The following is a 22274-nucleotide window of genomic DNA, read 5'->3' on the forward strand; positions in this document are numbered from 1 at the left end:
TGGCGCCGCACGCGGCGGCGCGACCCTGGCGGGTGCCGCCACCACCGCCTACCGCGCCGGCGGCCTGTCCGGCGTCGCCGAGGCCGCAGCCTCGTCGGCGGGCAACGCGGCGATGAGTCCGCTTCGCCGTGCCGCTGCCAGCATGCGCGAGAGCTTCGCCGCCGGCAGCCGATCCGCTGCCGCCGGCCCGGTCGGGAGTGGGGAAGGTGCTACGCCCGGAGCCGCCGCCGAATCTGCGAGCCCGCCGGCCTGGGCCCGCCGCATGCGCCGCAACCAGGCCATCAGCCAAGGCGCCTCAGCAGCTCACCGCGCGATCCAGTCCGGCGACCATCCGTCGGGCGGAACCGGTGTCGATCTTTCAGAGGGGGAGTGACCGATGTTCCGACGACCCATGGTCCGGTACGGCAAAACCCCAGCACCTGAGACGCCTTATCAGCGCGCCGGCCAGGTCTGGGACGACCGCATCGGCTCGGCGCGTGTCCAGGCGAAGAATTGGCGGCTGGCTTTCTTCGGATCGCTTCTCCTAAGTGGCGGCCTCGCCGGCGGACTGGTCTGGCAGTCAGCCCGCGGCACCATCACGCCCTGGGTCGTGCAGGTCGACAAGCTTGGTCAGGCGCAGGCCGTCGCACCCGCCGTTGCCGACTACCAGCCGACCGACCCACAGATCGCCTGGCACTTGGCCCGGTTCATCGAAGAGGTGCGCGGCATCCCCGCCGATCCGGTCGTGCTCCGCCAGGACTGGCTCGAGGCCTACAATTACGTCACCGACAAGGGGGCGCTCGCGCTCAACGACTATGCCAGGACCAACGACCCCTTCGCCAAGATCGGCAAGGAGCAGGTCTCGGTCGATGTCGCGAGCGTCATCCGCGCGTCCGGCAGCAGCTTCCGCGTCGAATGGGTGGAGCGCCGCTACGTCGATGACGCGCTCAGCTCGAGCGAGCGCTGGAGCGCCATCCTGACCGTTGTCGTGCAGACACCGACCGACGCCGATCGGCTGCGGAAGAACCCGCTCGGCGTCTACGTCCACGCCCTCAATTGGTCGAAGGAACTCGGCTGATGCGCACTCTGCCGCTTGCCACGCTGTTGCTCGCATCCGCCTCTCTCGGCGCATGCTCTTCCGTCTACAAGCCCCCGGTCATCAGCTATGACGACACGCCGAGGAAGGCGGTCCTGGCTCCGGATCCGCCTAAGCCTGTCCAAATCGTCGAGCTGCCACAGCCGCTTCCGCTACCTGGTCAGTTGAAGCCGCTGTCCTCCGGACACACCGCGCCGCCGGAAGCCGCCGATCCGAAAGCCCGCGTCGATCAGGCCAACGGAGCGGCACGCATCCAGCCCACCCGCGCCGGCTACATCAACGCCATCCAGGAATATCCCTGGTCGGACGGCGCGCTCTATCAGGTCTACGCGGCGCCGGGGCAGATCACCGACATCACGCTGGAAGCCGGCGAGCAGCTCGTGGGCTCGGGTCCGGTCGCCGCCGGCGACACGGTGCGCTGGATCATCGGCGACACAGAAAGCGGCGTCGGGCCCGGCAAGCACATCCATATTCTCGTCAAGCCGACCCGCGCCGATCTCCTGACCAACCTCGTCATCGATACCGACCGGCGCACCTATCATCTCGAGCTCCGTTCCGATGAGAAGACCTATATGGCGGCCGTGTCCTGGATCTATCCGCAGGACCAGCTCATTGCGCTGCGCCAGCAAAATGCCGCCGCCGATGCGGCGGCTCCGGTCGCGGGCGGCGTCAATATCGACGCGCTGAATTTCCGCTACCGCATCGAGGGCGACAGCCCGGCCTGGCGTCCACTGCGCGCCTTCGACGATGGACGCCAGGTCTTCATCGAGTTCCCGAGCGGTATTGCACAGGGCGAACTGCCGCCGCTCTGGGTCATCGGCGCCGAGGGCGACGGCCAGCTCGTGAACTATCGCGTCCGCAGCAACTACATGATCGTCGATCGCCTGTTCGCGGCCGCTGAGTTGAAACTCGGCGGCAAGCAGCAGCAGGTCGTGCGCATCGTGCGGACCGACGGGAGGCCGCAGTCGTGAACGACGCGCCCGGGGAAGAAGACGATGGGGCCGCCGAGGCGCCGCGCCCGCCGCAAGAAATGCGGCTGCGCTCGGGGCGAGCGCCGGTCACGCGCCTATCGCGGAAAGTCCTGCTCGGCCTCGGCGCCGCCGCGGCACTGGGTGTCGGCGGCGCGCTCTTCATCGCCTTGAAGCCCCAGCAGCAGACCACGGGCTCCGAGCTCTACAACACCAACAATCGCAATACACCCGATGGCCTGGCGGCCTTGCCGAAGGACTATACCGGCCTCCCGAAGAACGCGCCCCAACTCGGCCCGCCGCTACCCGGCGATCTCGGCCGACCGATCCTCAACGCCGGCGCGCCGGCCCCCGGCATGCCGACGCCGGCTACGCAGGAGGATCCCGAAAAGCAGCGGCTCGCGCAGGAGCAGGAGGCCGCGCGCACGAGCCACCTGTTCACCACGACGAGCATCGGCATCCAGGCCGCCTCACCGGTTCCGATCCCAGCACCGGCGGCTTCGCCTGCGACTTCTCCAGCCACCAGCCTAACCTCCCAAGACCACAAGCTGGCGTTCCTGAACGGCGACGCTGACAGGCGCACGACCAGTCCGGACCGGGTTCAGCCGCCGGCGAGCCCCTATGTCCTTCAGGCGGGCTCCGTCATCCCGGCTTCGCTCATCACGGGCCTGCGCTCCGATCTGCCGGGCGAGGTGACGGCCCAGGTGACCGAGGATGTCTACGATAGCCCGACGGGGAAAATCCTTCTCGTTCCGCAGGGCGCGAGGCTGATCGGACAATATGATGCGCAGATCGCCTTCGGCCAGTCGCGCGCGCTCCTGGTGTGGAACCGGGTCATCATGCCGAACGGCACCTCCGTCGTATTGGAACGGCAGCCTGGCACGGATACCGAGGGTTATGCCGGCCTCGAGGACGAGGTCGACAACCACTGGGGCATGCTGTTCAAAGCGGCGCTTCTTTCGACCATCCTCAGCGTTGGCGCGGAAGCCGGCACCAGCAACAGCGAGAACAATCTCGCCCAGGCGATCCGGCAGGGCGCCTCGCAAAGCCTCAATCAGGCCGGCGAGCAGGTGGTCAGCCGCTCGCTCAGCATCCAACCCACCATCACGATCCGCCCCGGCTTTCCGGTACGAGTCCTCGTAACGCACGACCTGGTGCTGGAGCCTTACAAGGCTGAGAGGTGAACATATGAGCAAGCTCAAGCTCGGCCCCATCGAGGACGACAAGCCGGTCAAACTGACAGTCGAGGTGAGCGGCTCCCTACACCGCGATCTCCTTGCCTATGGCGAAGCGCTGGGGAGAGAAACCGGCCAGCCGCCAGTCGAACCTGCGCGCTTGATCGTCCCTATGATCTCGCGGTTCATGGCAACCGATCGCGGCTTTTCGAAAGCCCGGCGGAGCACGAAAAGCTCAACCGAGCCCCCGTGATCTGGCCTCATCGCGGATGAACGCCACGAACCGTCCGACGACCGGCTCCTCACGGTCGGCAGCCCATACGAGATCGACCATCACCCAAGCATTCTGCTCGGCGATGGGCACGTAGGTCACCCCGGGGATTCCGACCGTGCCCTGGCTCGCCGTGGCCAAGGTGACACCATATCCTGCCGCCACGAGGCCGAGCACCGTCTGTTTGCTGGCCGGGTGAGCCGAGAAGCGAACGCCGCTCCCGAGAAACGATGCAAAAAACTCAAGCGCGGTGTGGCTGCCCTCCCATTCTTGGGTAAGCACGACCTCGTCCCGCAGCAACTCCCATGTCACGGCCGGACGCGCGCTGAGGGGATGGACTGAAGGCAACGCCGCAACCAGCGCCTCTCGATAGGCCGGCATAGACGTCGCCTTCGGCCAAAGAGCGTGCCTCGGGACAAACGCGACATCCAGCCGGCGTTCGGCAATCGCCGCTCGGAGCTCATGATCGTTCATCTCGTAGACGATGAGATCGACATCCGAGGCTGCGACCCGCCAAGCTCCCAGCAGGCTTCGCAACAGCTCGCCGATTGGCGGCAGGCGCACGCCGAGCCGGACCTTGCCGGTCAGCCCATGGCCGTTGTTCTGCCCCGCTCTGATCAGCGCCTCGATGTCGTCCAGCGACCGCTGCACATGAATCATCATAAAGCGACCGGCTTCCGTCAGCCGCAGCCCCGATCGGCCGCGCTCGAATAGCGTGACGCCCAGCTCGTCTTCGACGCGGGTGATGCGCCGGCTTATGGTCGATGCGTTTAATCCGAGCATTTCGGCGGCCCGCGTCAAGCTCATGGCGCTCGCCGTCACCGCGAGGTATCGAAGATCTAAAATATCCATCGGCGCGCACGAAGCTCGCGCTGAACAGGCTGCCGGCCCGGTCTGACCGATGGTGCAGTCATATCGATTGCCTCCGCGATCCGTTCGCTCGCCGCCGATCACTCACATCATCTCAAGCGCCAAGGCGCCGCCCTGCCCGCTGCCGATGTACGAAGCACCCATGAGAGACTCTCCTTGTGATCGGACGTGCCGGAACCTCATCCGGCACCGCGGCTATGAAACAGGTGCGCGCTGGCTCTAGCTCGACGGGAACGTCCAACGAGGGCGGAACGGCCCGACCGGACCCCATCGAACGCGTTGCTAGTTTTCCTTCCCCTCGCATGCGCGCGCTCAGCAGCGCCACATCGGGTTCTGAGGCGGGCCGAACACCCGGCGACGCACTCGCACGGCGCATTGCATAGTGCGCGCTATACTACTCGCGGTCAAGATTCTATAGCGCTCCATACAAAACCGTTGACGATAGTCGCCCCGTTCTATAGCGTCCGATATAGTACGGGCTGGGCGGTGGCTTCGCCACTTGCTGCGTGGTTCTGCGACGGTGGCGATCGGACCCGCCGACCTTTGAGTCGAAGCCAATCATTTTTCGGAGGAGAAGACGGATGAAGATGCGACGAATTGTGAGCGCCGAGGGCAAGGCTGGCGTCGTCATGCAAGTGGACGATCTTCTCGACACCGAAACCGCCGATCGGGTCACGAATATCTGGGGCTTCGACAAGATCCCTCAGCTTCCTCTTACGCCTGAACAAGTTCTCGGCGAATACAAGCGGCTTGGGATCTTTGGGCCAAAAGACTCAGTTCGCGTTGATCTTCAGGTTATTCCGCCTGAGAAAGCGGGCGAGACGGATCTCGGGGCCTTGATGGCCAAGATCGATTTCGGCACCGGCGGGGGTATGACCCAAGGTGAACACGGCGGTTCGATGCACCGGACCGACACCATCGATCTCGCGGTCGTGCTCAAGGGCGAAGTGGATATCGCCTATCCGGGAGAAGACGGCCAAGTACACGCGACCACAGCCAAAGAGGGCGACTTCTTCGTGCAGAACGGCGCCTTCCACGAATTCCACAACCGCTCGGACGACCCTTGCGTAATCCTCATGTTCGTCTTCGGCGCCGAGAGGAAGGCGGCCTGAGTCACAGAGGATCAACCACTTCTGGATCCGGAGAGTATTGCCACCGCTACGGTCGCCGCGGAGTCAGCGCGTATCGGTGATGGCGAGTCGACGCTGACACAGGGCGTTATCTTGGCTGTAAACCTAAAAATGAAGGAAACAACATGTCTTTGTTGAAAAACAAGGTCGCCATCGTCACGGGGGGCAGCAGCGGCATCGGCCTCGCAACCGCCAAAAGGTTCGTTGAAGAGGGGGCGTATGTATTCATCGCCGGTCGGCGCCAGGCCGAGCTCGACAACGCTGTCGCGGAGATCGGCAAGAACGCCACCGGCATAAAGACCGACATCTCCAATCTCGACGACCTCGACCGTCTCTATGAGACCGTCGCGAAGAAGGGCAAGATCGATGTGATTTTTGCGAATGCGGCCTTCGTCGAAAAGACAATGACCGCCACGGCGACGCCTGAGCATTTCGACAAGACTTTCAACACCAACGCCCGCGGCACTTATTTCACCGTCCAAAAGGCGCTGCCCTACTTGAATGATGGGGCCTCCATCATCCTCGTGGCGTCCGCCGGGAAGAACATGGGCTTACCGGGCCGCAGCACCTACAGCGCCACCAAGGCAGCGCTCCGGTCACTGGCCCGCACGTGGACCAACGAGTTCAAGGATCGGCAGATCAGGACCAACGTGTTGAGCCCAGGGACGGTCGACACGCCGATGTTCGAAGGGCAGTTCCCGTCCAAAGAGGGCGCCGCTGAAGCCAGAAAGCAGATTACCGCGACGATCCCTTTGGGCAGGCAAGGACGCCCCGAAGAGATCGCGGCGGCAGCTCTATTCCTCGCCTCGGACCTAAGCAGCTACGTCGCCGGTATCGACCTTCCGGTCGACGGCGGTTTGACGGCTGTCTAGACCGAAAAGGACTTGAGCATCATGCAACTCACGAAATTTGGCCGCACCGGCTTGTCCGTTTCCCGGCTGTGTCTCGGCACGGCGACCTTCGGCAAGCAAACCGACGAGGCGGAATCGCACCGCATCCTTGACGCCGCCGCCGATGCGGGGATCAACTTTCTCGATACCGCCGATTTCTATCCTATGGGCGCCGCGCACGCGCAGCTCGGCGCCACGGAAGAGATCACCGGCCGCTGGCTGAAAGGCAAGCGCCACCGCTTTATTGTCGGGTCAAAAGCAGGGGCGCCGATGAGCTCGCTACCCTGGGACCAGGGCGGCTCGCGCAAGCATCTGCTCGATGCAATCGACGCCTCGCTTCGCCGTCTCGGCACCGATTACGTCGATCTGTATCAGCTTCACTGGGACGATCCCGCGACGCCGATCGACGAAACTCTCGAAGCGTTCGATACGATCGTCCGCTCTGGCAGAGCCCGGTACATCGGCATCTCGAACATCCTGGCTTACCGCCTCGCCCGGTCTCTCGGCCGCTCGGACGTGCTGCGCATCGCGCGCTACGTCTCCGTCCAGCCGCGCTACAACCTTTTGTCTCGCGAGGTCGAGCGCGAACTGTTCCCGCTCGCCCATGAAGAAGGCCTTGCGGTCATTCCGTTCAATCCCCTCGCCGGCGGGCTGCTGACCGGCAAATACAGCCACGACAAATCGCCAGTCCAGGGCCGCTTTTCACAGGAAGTCGGCAAGTTCGGGGAAATCTATCAAGAGCGCTACTGGCATCGACGCCAATTTGAAACGGTCGAACAACTGGCCGCCATCGCAAGCGAGCACGGCAAGCCGCTGGCGACACTCGCGATCGCATGGGCGCTGGCGAACACCGCCGTTACCTCCGTCATTCTAGGCGCCAGCCGCCTCGACCAATTGGCAGACACGCTCGCTGCCGCCGATCTCGCGCTCGACGGCGAGCTCAAGACGCAGTTGGACGCACTGACGGCGGAGTACCGCCGCGGGGATTCGGCGCGATGAGCCCTGAACATTTGAACAAACGGCCGGAGGCCCTATGACGGACGAAATCAATCGCTGGAAGGTCGGCGACGTCAAGATCACGCGAGTGGTTGAAATGGAAGGGGGCTTCCCCCCGGGCGCCATGTTCAACGGCTTGACCGAGGATCGCGTCAAGTCGATCGACTGGCTCCACCCCCACTATGCGCTTACGGATGGCACGGTGCGGTATTCGGTGCAGGCTTACGTGGTGGAAAGCCAGGGCTACCGCATCATCGTCGATACTTGCATCGGCAACGATAAACCACGCAGCAATGAAGGCTGGAACAAACTTCAGATCCCCTTCATCGAGCGCCTGACCGCGGCCGGCTATCCGCCGGAATCAATCGACACGGTTATTTGTACCCATCTGCATCTCGACCATGTCGGCTGGAATACTCGCTGGGACGGGACGAAGTGGGTGCCGACATTCCCCAATGCGCGCTATCTCTTCGGCCGGACCGAGTGGGAGCACTGGACTCACGAGAATAATGGCTCCGGCGATATGCCGGATTTCGTCGTCCAACTGTCGGGACAGGACAATGTCATGAACGATTCGGTGTTGCCGATCGTCAAGGCAGGCCTGCAGCAGCTTGTTGAGACCAACCACCGCTTGACGGATGAAGTCTCCCTGTTCCCCACGCCTGGGCACACGCCCGGCCACGTCAGCGTCGCAATAAGCTCCGCCGGGCAAAACGCGACCATCACCGGCGACCTGATGCATAACCCAATCCAGATCGCGGATCCGGAGATTTGCTCCAACTTCGACTTCAACCAGTCGATCGCGCTGTCAACGCGTCGCACCTTCATCGCCGACCACGTGGATCGCGATGTCCTGGTGCTCGGAACGCACTTCCCCACTCCCGCGGTCGGTCACATTGTCCGCGAGAAGGACGGCCTGCGCTTCGTGGCAGCCGAAGAACAATCTGACGACCAGAAGCCCGTGGTCAGTCGCCGAGAGAAGCAGGGCAACTGACATGGATGCTGCCCACGCATCCCAGCCGGAGGGAATGATCCCCGACGGCTCCCGGCTTTGGAAGGTCGGCGTGATTTTCGCGGTCGCCCTGGGATTCGTCATGGCGATGCTCGATGTCACCGTGGTGAATGTCGCCCTGGGAGACATCCAGCGGGAATTCACGTCGCCGCTCTCGACGTTGGTGTGGATCATTGACGCCTATACGCTGACTTTCGCTTCGTTATTGCTGCTCGGCGGATCGCTCGCAGACCGGATCGGCGCGAAACGGACCTATATCAGCGGTCTTATGATATTTGTGCTTGCCTCAGCGGTGTGCGGGCTCGCCACGTCGGCAAGCATTCTCGTCGTCGCCCGGCTACTCCAGGGCGTCGGTGCAGCGTTCTTTCTGCCGAGTTCGCTGACGTTGTTGACGCAGTCCTTTCCGGACCCCGTCACGCGCACGAGGATGATCGGGGTCTATGGCGCATTTGTCGGTGCGGCGGCCGGCTCCGGCCCTTTCGTCGGCGGCCTTGTCGTCCACGAACTCGGATGGCGCAGCATTTTCTATCTGAACCTGCCTATCGGAGCCTTGGGCGTCATTCTGACCGCGATCCTGCTCCGGCCATCGAAACCCAAACCCCGCCCATTTGATGTCGCGAGCCATCTGCTCCTGATGGGCGCGCTCTCCGGCGTCAGCTTCACGCTGATCGAGGGGCACTCCTTAGGCTGGTTTGCCTCGCGCACAATCGTATTTTCTGTCCTCGTGGCGTTGGCTTCCATAACCCTGTTCGCCGTCCGGGAACGTTTGGCCTCGCATCCGGTCATTCCACACGCGCTCCTGCACAATCGGCGCTTCTGGACCTTCAACGCCACCGGGACGCTCATGTCCGCCGTGCTCTTCGGCGAAATCTTCGTCGTGACCCTTTTCCTAGAGAAGGCGCGCGGCGCCAGCGCGTTCATGGCGGGAATTCAGATGCTCCCGATCATGGGCGTTTTCGCCTTTGTCAATTACTATGCGGGCCGCATTTCATCGGTCTGGAGCAACCGGCGCATCATGATCGTCGGTTACGGAACTGCAGCACTAGGTGCCGCATCGACGATATTGGTGGGTGGTGCGGCGCCTTACTGGCTGCTCGCCCTCACCCTCGGCATTTGCAACCTGGGCCTCGGCTTCTCAGGTCCCGCAATGATGTCCAGCGTGATGCACGAGGCCGGGAGGGACCATGCGAACATCGGTTCAGCCACCCTCAGCGCGAACCGTCAGATCGGCGCCCTTTGCAGTGTCGCGCTCATGGGCCTCCTGCTCGACGTGATCCCCGACTGGGAGTCGAGTCTCCGGGCCGCCTTTACAGTCTTCGCATTCTGCATGGTGACCGCCGCCGTGTTGGTCCGGCAAGGGGTGACCGCAGCGAGACCAGCCATGCTGGGAGGCGAACCATAACCAAATTGTGTGAGGCGACGCGAAGGATTATATAGCGGAAGATATAGAACGTGGGCTTTGACATCGATGGGCCGTCCTCGCGAATTTGAAATCGACGACGCGATCGAGAAGGCGGCGGGCCTCTTTTGGCGGAATGGCTACGAGGGAACGTCGATCAGCGATCTGACGAAAGCGATCGGGATTACGCCGCCGAGCTTCTATTTTGCGTTCGGAAGCAAGGAAGGTTTGTTCAAAAAGATCATTGAACGGTATTTTGCCGAACAAAGTAAAATTGTTGAGGCTGCCTTTCGTGAGCCGACCCCGCGAGCCGTCGCGACGCATTTTCTCCACGCGTATGCCGACGTGCTTACGGACCCGCTTCACGCGCCGGGTTGCCTCGCGATGAACAGTTCGCTTCCGAGTGCGGCGGGCGATCCCCTCCGGAAATGGCTGGCTGAACTGCGTGAGCAGATTCGGAAGCGGTTCCGCGATCGATTCGCTGAAGCGCACGGCAGTGAGGATCTTCCAGCCGGGATGGACTCGGATGCCCTCGCTCGCCTGGTCCTGGTAATTGCGTGGGGCATGGCCGTCGAGGCCCAATCCGGAGCCACCCGTGAAGATTTGCGTCGAACGATCGACCTTGCGCTGCCGGCGTGGCCCACCGCCGAACGTCTGAACGGCTAATCGCAGATGGACCTGCCAGCCCGTCGTGTGGCGGCCTCTAACAATATCGAATTGCTTACGAGCCGGGTTTGCCATCAGCACAGGCTCGATGAACACATGTATCGCGCGCGGCGAAGGCGTATGGCGTCGCATTCGATCTCGCCGAGGCGCAAGGCACAAAGAGGCTTTTTACATCAGGAGAAATGACTTTTTACATCAGGAGAAATGAAATGAAGACCCTGCTTGCTGGTATGATGCTGGCGATCTCGGTTGCTCCGACAATTGCGGCACCTTACCGAACGCCTGTTCCTGCGACCTTCGAAAGCAAAGGCGAGGATCGGCAGGCGATTGAAGGGCTGCTCGATAATTACACCAAGGCAGTCTCCACCAAGGATCAAGCCCTGTTCGAGTCCCTGCTACTAGACAAGGCCATTCCCTTCACTGGCGTTCCACTTCTCGGAAAGAGTGGAGATCTCACCGTAAAAACTGCGAATTACGAGGACTTTCGGAAGGGGGTGTTCGAGGGAGAGCCCTTCACGCAGAATTTCGAAGACATCCATATCAAACAAGACGGGACGCTAGCTCAAGTCTCTCTGGTTTTCGTAAACACGACTTCTACCGATAAATCCTGGGGATGGAAGACAATGGAACTGGTTAAGGTAGGTGGGAAATGGAAGATAGCCGCAGAGTTTTTCACTGGTCACAATTAATGTATTGCGCGAGCTGCGTTTTTGAGCATGATCAAGAAAGCAGAAGTTACTCGCTCCGACCTTCACGCCATCCAGTATTAACTTTCTGGCAGCGCGTTCCCACGCCGCGGCAGGAGCACTAACTCGGCCGCTTCTTCGGCGTCTTTGAGGAGCGTCTTGCGTGGCGCGCCTAACTGCGCGTGCATTGTCAGACCGCGGGCAAGGTCGATAACCTGGCGCGCGCGCGTGGTGACAGGAAAGTCAGACGGGATTTCTCCCGCGCTGATCCCGTCGCGGAAGCGGCGTTCCACGAGCGCTACGCCGCCTGCGGCGGCGTCCTTCAGAAACTGCCTGACCTCAGCGTCGTCCACGAGCGGCGCGACGCACACCATCAGGCATCCTCGGACCGACCCTTCCTCGGTCGCGACTTCGACGGCGTGTCTCAGGAAGCCGGCGATCCCGTCGCGAAGAGCCGGCGGCGCAAAGAGGGCTTTTGCCGCGCCGGCGCCTTTTCGCTCTGCATAGGTCCGCAGGACGCGCAGGAAGAGCGTCCGCTTGTCTCCGAAGACGGAATACAGGCTTTGCCGCCCCACACCCATGCCAGCGATGAGATCATCGATCGCCACACCGTCGTAGCTTTTCGACCAAAAGATCCGCGTCGCTTTATCCAGCGCCTCGCTCTCGTCGAAGCTTCGGGGGCGCCCACGACCCCTGCTCGAATTTGTTAGCATCTGGTCCAAAAATCCTTGACCATGCATCCTGCCCGAATATATTAGGAGTCAGTCCAAAAATAGCAAGCCGGCTTGTGGCTTCACGGCTCGACCTTTCTCCCACGGTGGAACCAAAATATGAGACATTCAATCGCTCTGGTCACCGGCGCTACGTCCGGGCTCGGTTATGCCGCAGCTCGCTTGCTCGCCGACGGGGGATGGCAGGAGGTCATCGTAACCGGGCGCAGCCTGGCCAAGACCCAGGAAACCGCCGCCCAGCTCGCCGACGAGACCAAGAAACGGATCTTCACGCCGCTCGAGCTTGATCTGAACAGGGCCGCCAGCGCCAAGTCGGTGGCCGCCGAGTTGGTCAAACGCGGTCGGCCGATCGATTTCCTGCTGCTCAATGCGGGATTGGTTCCAACCAAGGAGCGCGTGATCACGGCGGAGGGCGTTGAAGCGTCCCAGGCCCCGCTTATCGGCCATCATGAACTGACCGTTGGGCTGCTCAACGCCAACCTGCTGAGCCCCGAGGCGCGGATTGTCATCACCGGCGCGGAGCCCGCTCGCGGGGGTGTGCCCATGTTCAAGTACACCGACCTGCCGGCGTTCGCAGCCCAATACTACGGGGGCGACCAGACCGCGGCTGCTGAAGCCCTCATTCGCAGCGGACCCAATGTGAAGTACTCGCCCAACACCGCCTATGCCGACGCGAAGCTCATGATCGCCTGGTGGGCCGAGGCGCTGGCGCGCCGGCTTCCGCCCGGTATGGCCGTCTACGCTGTCTCGCCCGGTGCGTCGAACGCCACCAACGTCGCGCGAAACGCGGGCCCGTTGCTGAAGTATCTGATGATTCCGATCGTGAACCTCATTCCCGGCATGAATCAGACGCCGGAGGTTGCGGCCAGTCGCTACATCCAGGCGGCGGGGTTCGGAACCGACGTCTCGGGGCGATTCTTCGCCTCGGCTAAAGGGAAGTTCTCAGGCCCGATGGAGCTGCAGCGCGAACCGCACCTTCACGTTCGCGCAAGCCAGGAAGCCGCCTGGCAGGCCGTCGTCAAGGTTTCCGGCGCCGACCTGTCTCACCCGGCATCTTTGAGCGCGGTGTCCTAACACCTGACCGCCGTCGCGTCGCAAAAATATCATCCGAAATTGTCCAAAATACCACAGGCGCAATGGCGTCCCAGGAGAATGTGAATGGCACAGTATCAAGATAAGAAGGTGGTGATCCTTGGCGGCACCAGCGGCATGGGTCTCGCGACGGCGAAGAAGCTCCTTGATGGCGGCGCGCGCGTTCTGGTGACAGGCCGCTCGCAAGCCGGCCTGGACTCGGCGAAGCAGGAGCTTGGGGCTGACGCCCTCGTGGTTTCGAGCGACGCGCGATCGTTGACCGATATCGACGCCCTCGCCGCTCAGGTGAAAGCCAAGTTCGACACCATCGACCTGCTTTTCGTCAACGCGGGGTTCAGCATCCCAACGCCGCTCTCGAACGTCACCGAGGCCATCTACGACGAGATGTTCAACCTCAACGCCAAGGGGCCGTTCTTCGCGGTCCAGAAGTTCGCGCCTCTCATTAACCGGGGCGGCTCCGTCGTCCTCACGACCTCGATCGCCAACGTCAAGGGACTGCCTGGGCAAGCCACCTATGGTGCTGCCAAGGCCGCGCTGCGATCCTTGGCTCGGACGCTCGCAACCGAACTGCTCCCCCAAGACATCCGCGTCAACGCCGTGTCGCCCGGTCCCATCGACACGCCGATCCTCGACAAGGTGTTTACCGATAAAAACGTGGCCGCCCAGGTCCGGGAGAAGACGATCGGTATGATCCCGATGAAGCGCTTCGGGACCTCGGAGGAAATCGCGAAGGCCGTCGTCTTCCTCGCGTTCGACGCGACCTTCACGACCGGCCTTGAGATTCCAGTCGATGGGGGCTGGTCGCAACTCTAGGGGGTCGGGTCATGGTTCCCCGCACTTTCTCTGGGGCAGCCAGAGGAGATCGCGGCGGCGGTCGCCTTCCTGCTCTCGGGGGACGCCAGCTTTATCACGGGTCAGACGTTGTTTGTCGACGGCGGCGGCTCCATCGGAAAGGCGGCGATATTGAAGGGACCGCGCGGCGCAGGACGCCAATTCTGCGACCGCGAGCGCCCGAGATGGCACTGGCGCCGTCCGCTGGTTCGTCAGCCGCAATGCTGCATCGGCGACGACGGCTTCGAGGTACCATCAATGAGGAGCTTTCGATGACGGACACAGCAAGCGATTTGGCCCCACAGCAGGGGAAATTCGGCCGCGTTCCCGTGACCGGCAGTGCCTTCGTGCAATCGCTGGCCACCTCCAGCTTAGACCTCACTTTCGATCGCATGGTTGGCCTCGCCTTCGCGGCCGCCTGTGCCTTCCTGAGAGCGCTGGAGCGGGTGAAGACGGGCATCACAGCCGCCGCCGTCGACAAACAACGTCTGGCCCGAAAGGGGCCGCGGCGCGGCATGGCAATTCTGCGCCCGCGAGAGCCTGAGATGGTGCCGGCGCTCGCGCTCATTCGTCAGCCGCAACGCTGCATCGGCGATGACGCCCCGGGGGCACAGCTTCACCAATGAGGAGCTCTCGATGACAGGCACAGCACGCGATTTGGTCCCAAAGCCGGGGAAATTTCGGAGCGCCCTCGCGGCCGCCTGGGCTTTCCTGCAGGCGATGGAATCCACCAGCTTCGACTATACGCTCGACCGCATCGAGCGCCTGGAGCGTGAGGTGGCACGACTGAAGGAGGAACTGCGCCAAAGCCGCGATCCGGGGGCCGGCGATGTCGCTAGCGCGGCTGCGCCCGACCGTTGAACGCGGGGACCACACCATGCCGGTAGTCCAGTTTATCACCGTCGCGCTTCCGGTCGCACTCGGCCTCGTGATGATCGGAACGGGCGGGGCCAACTTTGCCGGCCCTTCACTAGCCCGACAAAATTTCGCGCTCTGGGGCTATCCGGCCGGCTTTCACCGGGTGGCGGGCAGCGTTGGAGTAGTGATCGGATTGCTTCTGCTGATCCCGCTGACATCACGCGTTGGGGCGATCGCGAGTGCCATTTTCATGTTCGCCGCCATTGCGACGCTCATCCGTAGTCGCGACTGGGGACACCTCCCGGCAGCCGCAATCCTGATGGCGGCGTCTGCCGCGGCGATAGCAATCCACGGGTAGTCAGCCCCACTGCCTCGTTGCGCTGCATGAAGCGCTGCTGAGAGCACCGAAGTTGATGGAGAGAAGCCTTACAATGCGGCGCTTCGACGAAATCATCGACCTGGCGGCCGAGCGGCACGGCGGCCGAGACGCGCTCAAGCGGATGCTCTCTGAAACCCGGACCTTGGCGCCGCAGGACATCGCCAAGATTCCCGACGCTCGCATCCTCGCAGCGATGACGCGACGCGTATTCAGCGCGGGCTTTTCCTCGAAGGTCATCGACGCCAAGTGGCAGTCCTTCGAGTCCGCTTTCGAGCAGTTCGATCCTGCCCGTTGTGCATGGATGACCGAGGAGCGCTTCGACGAATTGCTCAAGGACAAGGATATCGTCAGGAACGGCGCGAAGATCAAATCCGTGCAGGAAAACGGACGCTTCCTCGTGGAACTGGCCGAGAAGCACGGCACCGCCGCCCGGTTTCTGGCGGAATGGCCCGACGACGACTATGTCGGACTCCTCGATTTGTTGAAGAAGAAAGGGAGCCGGCTCGGCGGCGAAACAGGAATGCATTTCCTGCGCTCGATCGGCAAGCCGGCCTTCATCACGATGCCCGATGTCGTGAAAGCGCTCATTCGCGAGCAGGTGGTCAGCAAGAGCCCCGGCGGAAAAGATGATTTTGCGAAAATACAAGCCGCCTTCAACTATTGGTCCGAGCAGTCCGGTCTCGATCTCACATCGATCAGCAGAACGCTCGCTATGAGCGTTGGCTGAGGAAGATTTCGAAACTCACATGAACGTAAAAACGCCGCCCTGCGAAGGTAGAGATCAGACGTTCGAACCGTGTCGATCTGACTGTCTCTGCCTAATCGTAGTGATCTGTACCAGTTCCAGCGTGATCGCGGAGACCGGCCGCTCAAGCACGTTTGTCGGTCTAGTTCGAGCCTAGCGAGGCAAATACCGGCTCACTGTTCATAGCTCTACGCCCAACTTCAGGGATTCTGCCCAACACCACCGGGTGCCAGGAGTTCATGGGACGGGCTGAGAGGAGCGATCGGGATCAGCTCGGAGTTCATGAGTTTCGCTCTGAGCATTTATGCACAAAATTGGTATTATTTTCAGTTCTCAGGTCCGGCCAAGCCGTCATTGCCACATCGATCATGCGATCAAGTGTTGGTCGATCTGCGCCCGCGTTCGGAAAGTTCAGAACTGCATGCAGGACACCGAAAAAGTACCACGACAAAGTATCGACGTCCGCGTTATGCGCCAGTTCACCTCCGGATATGCCATCGCTCAAAATGCCGCGGATTATCTCACGTTGCCTCGCAGCGGCAGCGACGGCTGCGGCGCTTCCTGCCGCGGACAACTCGGCGGCTTCGTTACAGCTTCGCGCGATCAGGCAGCCGGGCGGCCGCTCGGGTGCCGCTGGGTCTGGGAGGAATGTCCGCAGGATGGCCTCAAGCCTTCTGCGCGGCGAATCGGCTTTCGCCGCATTCATTCGACAAAGCGATCGCTCGGTGTGCGCCTCCAGGGCTTCCAGGAATAGGCCGTCCTTGTCGCCGAAGCGCTGGTAGATGCTGGAGCGCGACAGACCGGTCGCCGCCGTGAGATCGCTGAGGGAGGCCGCGGCGAAACCATGGCGCCAGAAAACGCCCGCGGCAGCTGTGATCACGGCTTGCTCATCGTATTGCGGCTTTCCGCTCATCCAATCCTCAGTTGACATCTTGGATCGATCGATCCAGCTATAGATGGACCATTTGTTCCAAGATAGCCCCGGGGAGGCATTTATGCAAACGAGACGGACCTTCCTAACTGTTGCCGCCGCGGGGGCCGGTGCGGCCCTCCTCGGGTCGCCGTCTCGGGCAGCCGGTGGTAATCCCATCAAAGCCATCGCTTTCGACGTGTTCACGATTTTCGACGCCAGCAGCCTTGACGATGCGGTCGAGGCGCAATTCCCCGGCAAGGGTCGCGCGGTCGCGGCGGTGTGGAAGGACAAGTTGTTCAACTACTTCTTCCTTCGCACCATCGAGAAGCGATACGCGGACGGAGGCCAGGTAGCTTCGGAGGCGTTGCGCTACGCTTGTACCGCCAAGGGACTCGACCCAAGCCCGAGCGCGGTGAAAGCCATGGTCGATACCTTCTCTCATCTGAAGATCTGGCCCGACTCCACCGAGGCACTGCGTCGAATGCACGGGGCAGGCTTGCGACTTGCTTGTCTGTCGAATCTGACGGAAGCGATGCTGAGGTCGAGCAGTCAGGGCGTCGGCATCGCGCCATTGTTCGAGCATTATCTGAGCACCGACCGGGTGCAGGCGTTCAAACCCGATCCGCGCGCCTACGCCATGGCAGAAAGTGCCTTCGGGTTGCAGCGCCGGGAGGTGCTGTTCGCCGCGACGGGGGGATGGGACTACACCGGCTCGAAAGCGTTCGGGATGGAAACCTTCTGGGTCAATCGGTCCGGCTCCATGCCTGAAACCTTGGGCATCGAACCGGACGGAAGAGGCGCGACTCTGAAGGAACTCGCCGACTATGCCATCGCCCGGACAAAATAAGCCTGACTGGAAAGCGCCAAGTCATTACGCATCCTATGCCGCTGCTCACACTTTGCGGTGAATGGCGTGTGGTCGCTGAGCTGAAATTTCATACGGCGCAGCGTTGAGGGTGCGGCCTCACGAAAGACGACACGCCCGCCTCGTCGCGATTGACATCTTGGACTGTTCGATCCAATTTAGATGGACCGATTGTTCCAAGATTGCTCCGTGGAGGCACGATGTCCCAAACCTCATCCCCAGCTGCGTGGAGGCCTCGGGTCGCCTTAGCTGGTGCGACTGGCCGCGTCGGCCGCACGTTGACCAAGCTGCTCGCGGACGACTCTTTGGATTTGGTTGCGTTGACCCGCAGGCCCAACGAAGCGCGCGAGCTACTCGGAATCGAAGTGGCTGAGATCGATTTCGCGAATTCGAAGACAATCGTGGATGCTCTAACGGGGGCCGACCGTCTTTTCATTGCCCACGGAACATCGCCGCAGCAGGTCGCCGACGAAATCGCTCTCATCGACGGCGCGGTGGCCGCCGGCATTGATCACGTCGTCAAGCTCTCGACCATGGGGCCTGCAACACGACGGAACCCGATCGCCTGGCACATGCAGATCGAGGCGCACCTGGCTCGGCAATCGATCCCTTCAACTGTGATTCGGCCCTCCGCATTCGCCGAAATGCTTCTCAGCTTCGCCAGCCCGATCAGCACGGGTACTTGGAACGGCGCCGGAGAAAATGGGCGGGTGAACTTCATCGATATCCGCGATGTCGCCGAGGTGGCGCGCATCGCTCTCCTCGAGAACGTCGAACCCGAGTCTCAGCGCATCTACCATATAACCGGCCCCCGCGCCTGGAGCATGCAGGAGTTGGTCGCAGAGCTCTCTCGCGTGCTGGAGCGCTCCATAACCTACAGCAGTCGGACGCTTGAGGAGCAGCGAGCAGCGCTGCTTGCGCGCGGCCTTCCGCCATTCGTCGCCGACCTGCTGACAGGGTTGGAGCAATTTTTTCGCGACTCCGCGCTCGCAGAAACGACCTCGACCTTCGAGGAGCTCACGGGCAAACCTCCCCGAAAGCTAACCGATTGGCTGGCTGAGAACGTTGGGGCTTTCCGCGCGGCGTAGGCAACAATCAAGGGTCGTCTTCGCATCTAGGCGAGGTTGTTAGACGCAGCAGGGAGACGGCCCAATCGTACCTGCGAACGACCATATCATCTAACGATTAGAGATTTGGAAGTAACGCAAATGCAGGCAGTCACTATCAAGCGAAATGCGCTCCGAGCGCTTCTTGTCTTGCATCTTCTTGGTATCGCAATTGTAATTGGATCCCGGGCTGCCGACCTGGTTGTCTATCGACAGACGAGCCAAGCCGGTTTCCAGTTGCTTGCTCTCGGGCGAGATCTGGCTGGGGCCATAGGGCAAAGCCTGACCGTCCCCAGTTTGGCGCTGATCATCGTCACAGGTATCTCGATGGCCTTTTTGCGATACGGCCGCAGACCGCCGATTTGGGTCTGGATCAAGGCGAGTGTCACCGTGTTGGTCCTGTTTGTGGCTCCCGCCCTTGTTGGTCCATCCTTGCGAGCCGCACAGGAATGGGCGCACTGGAGTGCAGACCATAACCAACTGGCGCCGCAGTTCGAGCCGAGCGCGGCGCGAGCTTCCCTCTATGGGGCGATCGTCTTCGCGCTGTTTCTGCTGAATATTTCCATCGCGGTATGGAAGCCGTTTCTCTCTTTCAAATTTCCGTCTCTTGGGCGATCGGACCCTGGCCGAGATCGTCGCGAAGCTTGACCAGATCTTGCCTTCGTCGCTCTCGAAGGCTGGATCCGGCAAGACTGTGTTCTGCGCCGACGGAACTGCAGATTGCGTGCAGTCAGGAGCGGCCGGCGGCCGCCTTTCGGTGTGACAATCGCCACCGAACGGCCTCGTCGGCGCCAGGGCCCTCCACAATGCCGAGATCCGAAGGACTGACGAGTTCGCCGGATGCCTGGTCGATGAAACTCCATCGGACCTCGGCGCCGGTCTTGCGATTCACGAACTTCAACGGCGGCGCTGCTGCGCCAGACAGTTGCAAGCGATCGCCGATCTGAGCAAGGACGGGCATCATCGGGGCGACTTGCCAACCTTTTGGCGTCAGGTGGTATTCGAACCGCTCAGGATTGGATTGATAGCGCCGCCGCTCGATCAGGCCATTGGCTTCAAGATGCTTCAGTCGGTCGCTGAGCGTCGCGTTCGTCACGCCGGATGATTGGCGGAAGTCCTCGTAGCGGCTGATGCCGCAAACGAGGTCGCGCAGGATCAGGAGACCCCAACGATCCCCGATCGCCGCCATGACGCCCGCGATTGAGCACACCATCCCATCGAAACTCTTAGAACGCATTTTGCCGACCTGACCGACTGGAATTTCCCGACTATACTCTGATTATAAGAGGCACTTACGCCAACGGCAACGGCATACCCGAATCGGCGGCACGGGCCGGCGGACCAGGAGACGTTGGCCGTCGCCAGCCCACAAATCCCTTGCAGCATAGTCACTCTTATAATAAGAGTCATGACGCATTGGCGGGTGGCGTCGTCCGCATGATCCCGGCGACGCGGCCGGCGCCGATAACGGACGAGCGTGATAGCTGCGACGCACCGCCGCCGATGATTGGAAGGGCAAGAATGGCGACAGAACCGGTCATAGCGCGCCGCCAGTTGATCAAGGCGACCGCGACGATTGCGATGGTGCCCGCGATCGCCACCGCGACGTCCACGCTCGCCGCCGACCAGGCGCAACAGACCAGACCCGTCTCACAGCCGTCGACGGAGCCGGCAGCGCAGCCGACCAAGCTCGCCGAGGTGCGGCCGGGGCCCGATACGAAACTGACCGTCGAACGCCGGGGTCAGGTGGCGCTGTTCGGCCTCAATCGGCCGACCGTGCAGAACCGCGTCGACCCCGAGACGTTCCGAGCCTTGGCGAGGGCGTTCTATGACTACGACCACGATCCCTCGTTGCGGGCCGCAATCCTGTTCGGTCACGGCGACAATTTTTCCCGTGGCATCGATGTCGACGCGTTCAGGGCGGTCGCCAGCAGCGGCAGTCCTCTGGCCGGCCTGACCGGCATCCTCAATCCGCTGAACTACGGTCAGGCTCAGCGCACGAAGCCGCTGATCGCGGCCGTCCACGGCGACACGTGGAACATGGCGCACGAGTTTTTCCTGTCCGCGGATATCCGGATCGCGGCCGCGAATACGAATTTCGGCCAGGACGAGAATACGCACGGGCGCTTCCCCGGCGGCGGCTCAACCGTCCGCTTCGTGCACGAGGCCGGCTGGGGCAATGCGATGCGATACATGCTGACCGGGGACCATTGGACCGCGGCGGATGCCTATCGCATGGGCACCCTGCAGGAGATCGCGCCGACGCAAGCGGCCGCGCTCGACCGGGCGATGGAGATCGCCGTCAAGGTCGCCGCCTGCGCCCCGCTCGGCGTGCAGACCACGCTGGCGTCGGCGCATCTGGCGATCGATGCCGGCGAGGCGCCTGCCTTCGCCAAGCTCGGTGCGCAATATGGCGCGCTCTATCGCACCAAGGATTTCATCGAAGGCGTGGCCGCGCAATCGGAAGGCCGCCCGGCCGTCTTCCACGGCGATTGACTGCGGGTATTGGAGACACCTCATGACTTCCCAAGCTACCTCGAAGATCTTCGTCATCGGCGGCACCGGCGCCCAGGGACTACCTGTCATTGGCGCCCTAGTCGCCGACAAGAAGTATTCCGTCCGGGCCCTCAGTCGCGATCCCTCCTCGCGTCGGGCGAAGGCCCTGCTCGCTCTGGGCAATGTCGAGATCGTTGAAGGCACCTTCGCCGACGAGGCGACGCTGCGAGCAGGGTTCCGCGGCTGCGACGGCGCCTACGTCAACATCGACGGCTTCAACACCGGCGAGAAGACCGAGATGTACTGGGCGATCCGCAGCTACGAGATCGCCCTCGAAGAAGGTGTCAGGTTCTTCGTCTACGGAAACCTGGACTATGCGCTCAAGAAGGCCGGGTACGATTCCAGGTTCCGGGCAGGCCATTACGACGGCAAGGGCCGCATCGGCGAGTGGATCCTGTTCCAGAACCAGGCGAACGAGGAGCGGATGGGTGCTGCCGTGTTCACCACCGGCCCCTACATGGAGATGGCGATCTCGGCGATGACGCCCATGACGCCCTCCGTCGAAGACGGCGTCGTGACCTGGCGGGTTCCGCTCGGCACCGGCGCGGTGCCTCATGTGGCACTCGAGGACTGCGGCTACTACGCCCGCTGGCTCTTCGACAATTCGGAGCGTGCGAACGGCATGAATCTCGAGGTTGCGATCGAGCAGGTCGATTATCACCAGCTCGCGGCGGCATTCGAGACGGTGACCGGACACCCGGCGAGATACATCGACACGCCCCTGGACGCCTACTGGAGCGGCCCGCTCAAAATGGCGGCGTCGCTGCCAGCGGGATACAACGCCGATCCCGACGACAAGAGCACGATGAGCTTCCGGGATAATTTCACCGGGTTCTGGAATATCTGGAAGCACGAGATCATCCAGCGCGACTACGCACTGCTCGATGAAATACACCCCAATCGGATCAGGAGTGTCGAGGAATGGCTTCGGCGGGAAGACCAGCGGGGCCGTGACCTCGGCAAAGGCGACCTCTGGGAGAGGGTTCAGCCGGAAAACCTCTATAGCGCGCCGCCGCTCCTGAAGCTGACCGAAGACAGGCGTCGAGGCCGCCTCTGACGG

25 protein-coding genes and 2 pseudogenes are annotated in these 22274 nt (G+C 62.3%); 23 read left to right on the plus strand and 4 right to left on the minus strand.

What is annotated here, in order from left to right; genetic code table 11:
- From IEY58_RS23855 to IEY58_RS23875, 5 genes and pseudogenes are all read left to right on the plus strand, one after another.
- Positions 1-373, plus strand: a pseudogene (locus tag IEY58_RS23855) (P-type conjugative transfer protein TrbL); the annotation flags it as partial.
- 3 nt (positions 374-376) lie between these two features.
- Complete coding sequence (gene trbF, locus IEY58_RS23860) at positions 377-1057, plus strand: conjugal transfer protein TrbF (RefSeq protein ID WP_189050493.1); 681 nt, start codon at positions 377-379, stop codon at positions 1055-1057.
- Complete coding sequence (trbG, locus tag IEY58_RS23865) at positions 1057-2046, plus strand: P-type conjugative transfer protein TrbG (protein WP_189050496.1); 990 nt, start codon at positions 1057-1059, stop codon at positions 2044-2046. The genes trbF and trbG overlap by 1 nt, the downstream gene beginning before the upstream one ends.
- Positions 2043-3227, plus strand: a complete 1185-nt coding sequence (locus tag IEY58_RS23870; RefSeq protein WP_407648440.1) for a TrbI/VirB10 family protein — start codon at positions 2043-2045, stop codon at positions 3225-3227. Before trbG ends, IEY58_RS23870 begins: the two co-directional genes overlap by 4 nt.
- A 4-nt stretch (positions 3228-3231) precedes the next feature.
- Positions 3232-3471, plus strand: coding sequence for a DUF2274 domain-containing protein (locus tag IEY58_RS23875; protein ID WP_189050498.1), 240 nt, complete (start codon positions 3232-3234; stop codon positions 3469-3471).
- Here the strand turns inward: IEY58_RS23875 and IEY58_RS23880 are convergent.
- On the minus strand, positions 3454-4443 hold the full coding sequence (locus tag IEY58_RS23880) for a LysR family transcriptional regulator (protein ID WP_229743918.1): 990 nt from the start codon (positions 4441-4443) through the stop codon (positions 3454-3456). The two genes, IEY58_RS23875 and IEY58_RS23880, sit on opposite strands and share 18 nt — an antisense overlap.
- Before the next feature lie 497 nt (positions 4444-4940).
- Here IEY58_RS23880 and IEY58_RS23885 point away from each other — a divergent pair, with 497 nt between their 5' ends.
- The 7 genes from IEY58_RS23885 (at position 4941) to IEY58_RS23915 (ending at position 11141) form a co-directional block, all read left to right on the plus strand.
- A complete protein-coding gene (locus IEY58_RS23885; protein ID WP_189050500.1) occupies positions 4941-5471 on the plus strand; it encodes a cupin domain-containing protein in 531 nt (176 codons plus the stop codon).
- Between the two features lie 143 nt (positions 5472-5614).
- The gene (locus IEY58_RS23890; protein WP_189050501.1) at positions 5615-6361 is read left to right on the plus strand and encodes an SDR family NAD(P)-dependent oxidoreductase; all 747 of its coding nucleotides are present in this window, start codon (positions 5615-5617) and stop codon (positions 6359-6361) included.
- 21 nt (positions 6362-6382) lie between these two features.
- Positions 6383-7378, plus strand: coding sequence for an aldo/keto reductase (locus IEY58_RS23895; RefSeq protein WP_189050503.1), 996 nt, complete (start codon positions 6383-6385; stop codon positions 7376-7378).
- A gap of 34 nt (positions 7379-7412) precedes the next feature.
- The gene (locus IEY58_RS23900; protein ID WP_189050505.1) at positions 7413-8369 is read left to right on the plus strand and encodes an MBL fold metallo-hydrolase; all 957 of its coding nucleotides are present in this window, start codon (positions 7413-7415) and stop codon (positions 8367-8369) included.
- Position 8370: 1 nt separating this feature from the next.
- Positions 8371-9789 carry an MFS transporter gene (locus tag IEY58_RS23905; protein WP_189050507.1) on the plus strand — a complete coding sequence of 473 codons (1419 nt, stop codon included), beginning with the start codon at positions 8371-8373 and terminating at the stop codon, positions 9787-9789.
- Positions 9790-9855: 66 nt separating this feature from the next.
- Positions 9856-10452: a TetR/AcrR family transcriptional regulator gene (locus IEY58_RS23910; RefSeq protein ID WP_189050509.1), complete on the plus strand. Its 597-nt coding sequence runs from the start codon at positions 9856-9858 to the stop codon at positions 10450-10452.
- A gap of 209 nt (positions 10453-10661) precedes the next feature.
- Positions 10662-11141 carry a YybH family protein gene (locus tag IEY58_RS23915; protein WP_189050511.1) on the plus strand — a complete coding sequence of 160 codons (480 nt, stop codon included), beginning with the start codon at positions 10662-10664 and terminating at the stop codon, positions 11139-11141.
- 77 nt (positions 11142-11218) lie between these two features.
- Here the strand turns inward: IEY58_RS23915 and IEY58_RS23920 are convergent, their stop codons facing one another.
- Positions 11219-11851 (minus strand): TetR/AcrR family transcriptional regulator, encoded by a 633-nt coding sequence (locus IEY58_RS23920; RefSeq protein WP_189050513.1) that lies wholly within the window; start codon positions 11849-11851, stop codon positions 11219-11221.
- Between the two features lie 117 nt (positions 11852-11968).
- Here IEY58_RS23920 and IEY58_RS23925 point away from each other — a divergent pair, with 117 nt between their 5' ends.
- The 6 genes and pseudogenes from IEY58_RS23925 to IEY58_RS23955 all read left to right on the plus strand — a co-directional run bounded on the left by IEY58_RS23925 (position 11969) and on the right by IEY58_RS23955 (position 15756).
- A complete protein-coding gene (locus IEY58_RS23925; RefSeq protein WP_189050515.1) occupies positions 11969-12943 on the plus strand; it encodes an SDR family NAD(P)-dependent oxidoreductase in 975 nt (324 codons plus the stop codon).
- Between the two features lie 84 nt (positions 12944-13027).
- Positions 13028-14068 (plus strand): annotated as a pseudogene (locus IEY58_RS23930) (SDR family oxidoreductase).
- Positions 14065-14418 (plus strand): hypothetical protein, encoded by a 354-nt coding sequence (locus tag IEY58_RS23940; protein WP_189050519.1) that lies wholly within the window; start codon positions 14065-14067, stop codon positions 14416-14418. The pseudogene IEY58_RS23930 and the gene IEY58_RS23940 overlap by 4 nt, the downstream one beginning before the upstream one ends.
- A 10-nt stretch (positions 14419-14428) precedes the next feature.
- A complete protein-coding gene (locus tag IEY58_RS23945) occupies positions 14429-14653 on the plus strand; it encodes a hypothetical protein (RefSeq protein WP_189050521.1) in 225 nt (74 codons plus the stop codon).
- Between the two features lie 16 nt (positions 14654-14669).
- On the plus strand, positions 14670-15008 hold the full coding sequence (locus IEY58_RS23950) for a DoxX family protein (RefSeq protein ID WP_189050523.1): 339 nt from the start codon (positions 14670-14672) through the stop codon (positions 15006-15008).
- A 73-nt stretch (positions 15009-15081) separates the two neighbouring features.
- Positions 15082-15756, plus strand: coding sequence for a DNA-3-methyladenine glycosylase I (locus tag IEY58_RS23955; protein WP_189050525.1), 675 nt, complete (start codon positions 15082-15084; stop codon positions 15754-15756).
- Positions 15757-16054: 298 nt separating this feature from the next.
- On the opposite strand, the gene IEY58_RS23960 is transcribed toward IEY58_RS23955, so the two are convergent.
- The gene (locus tag IEY58_RS23960; protein ID WP_189050527.1) at positions 16055-16687 is read right to left on the minus strand and encodes a TetR/AcrR family transcriptional regulator; all 633 of its coding nucleotides are present in this window, start codon (positions 16685-16687) and stop codon (positions 16055-16057) included.
- A gap of 43 nt (positions 16688-16730) precedes the next feature.
- Here IEY58_RS23960 and IEY58_RS23965 point away from each other — a divergent pair, with 43 nt between their 5' ends.
- From IEY58_RS23965 to IEY58_RS23975, 3 genes are all read left to right on the plus strand, one after another.
- The gene (locus IEY58_RS23965) at positions 16731-17534 is read left to right on the plus strand and encodes a haloacid dehalogenase type II (protein ID WP_189050529.1); all 804 of its coding nucleotides are present in this window, start codon (positions 16731-16733) and stop codon (positions 17532-17534) included.
- 218 nt (positions 17535-17752) lie between these two features.
- Positions 17753-18640, plus strand: a complete 888-nt coding sequence (locus IEY58_RS23970) for an NmrA family NAD(P)-binding protein (RefSeq protein WP_189050531.1) — start codon at positions 17753-17755, stop codon at positions 18638-18640.
- Positions 18641-18760: 120 nt separating this feature from the next.
- Positions 18761-19306, plus strand: a complete 546-nt coding sequence (locus IEY58_RS23975) for a hypothetical protein (protein WP_189050533.1) — start codon at positions 18761-18763, stop codon at positions 19304-19306.
- An 82-nt stretch (positions 19307-19388) separates the two neighbouring features.
- Here the strand turns inward: IEY58_RS23975 and IEY58_RS23980 are convergent, their stop codons facing one another.
- On the minus strand, positions 19389-19847 hold the full coding sequence (locus IEY58_RS23980; RefSeq protein ID WP_229743920.1) for a winged helix-turn-helix transcriptional regulator: 459 nt from the start codon (positions 19845-19847) through the stop codon (positions 19389-19391).
- A gap of 332 nt (positions 19848-20179) precedes the next feature.
- Here IEY58_RS23980 and IEY58_RS23985 point away from each other — a divergent pair, with 332 nt between their 5' ends.
- Both IEY58_RS23985 and IEY58_RS23990 read left to right on the plus strand, forming a co-directional pair.
- Positions 20180-21154 (plus strand): enoyl-CoA hydratase-related protein, encoded by a 975-nt coding sequence (locus tag IEY58_RS23985; RefSeq protein WP_189050536.1) that lies wholly within the window; start codon positions 20180-20182, stop codon positions 21152-21154.
- Positions 21155-21176: 22 nt separating this feature from the next.
- Positions 21177-22271 (plus strand): NmrA family NAD(P)-binding protein, encoded by a 1095-nt coding sequence (locus IEY58_RS23990; protein ID WP_189050538.1) that lies wholly within the window; start codon positions 21177-21179, stop codon positions 22269-22271.
- The last annotated feature ends 3 nt before the right edge of the window (positions 22272-22274 follow it).

Origin of the sequence: Aliidongia dinghuensis (assembly GCF_014643535.1) — a bacterium.
Lineage (GTDB): Bacteria > Pseudomonadota > Alphaproteobacteria > ATCC43930 > CGMCC-115725 > Aliidongia > Aliidongia dinghuensis.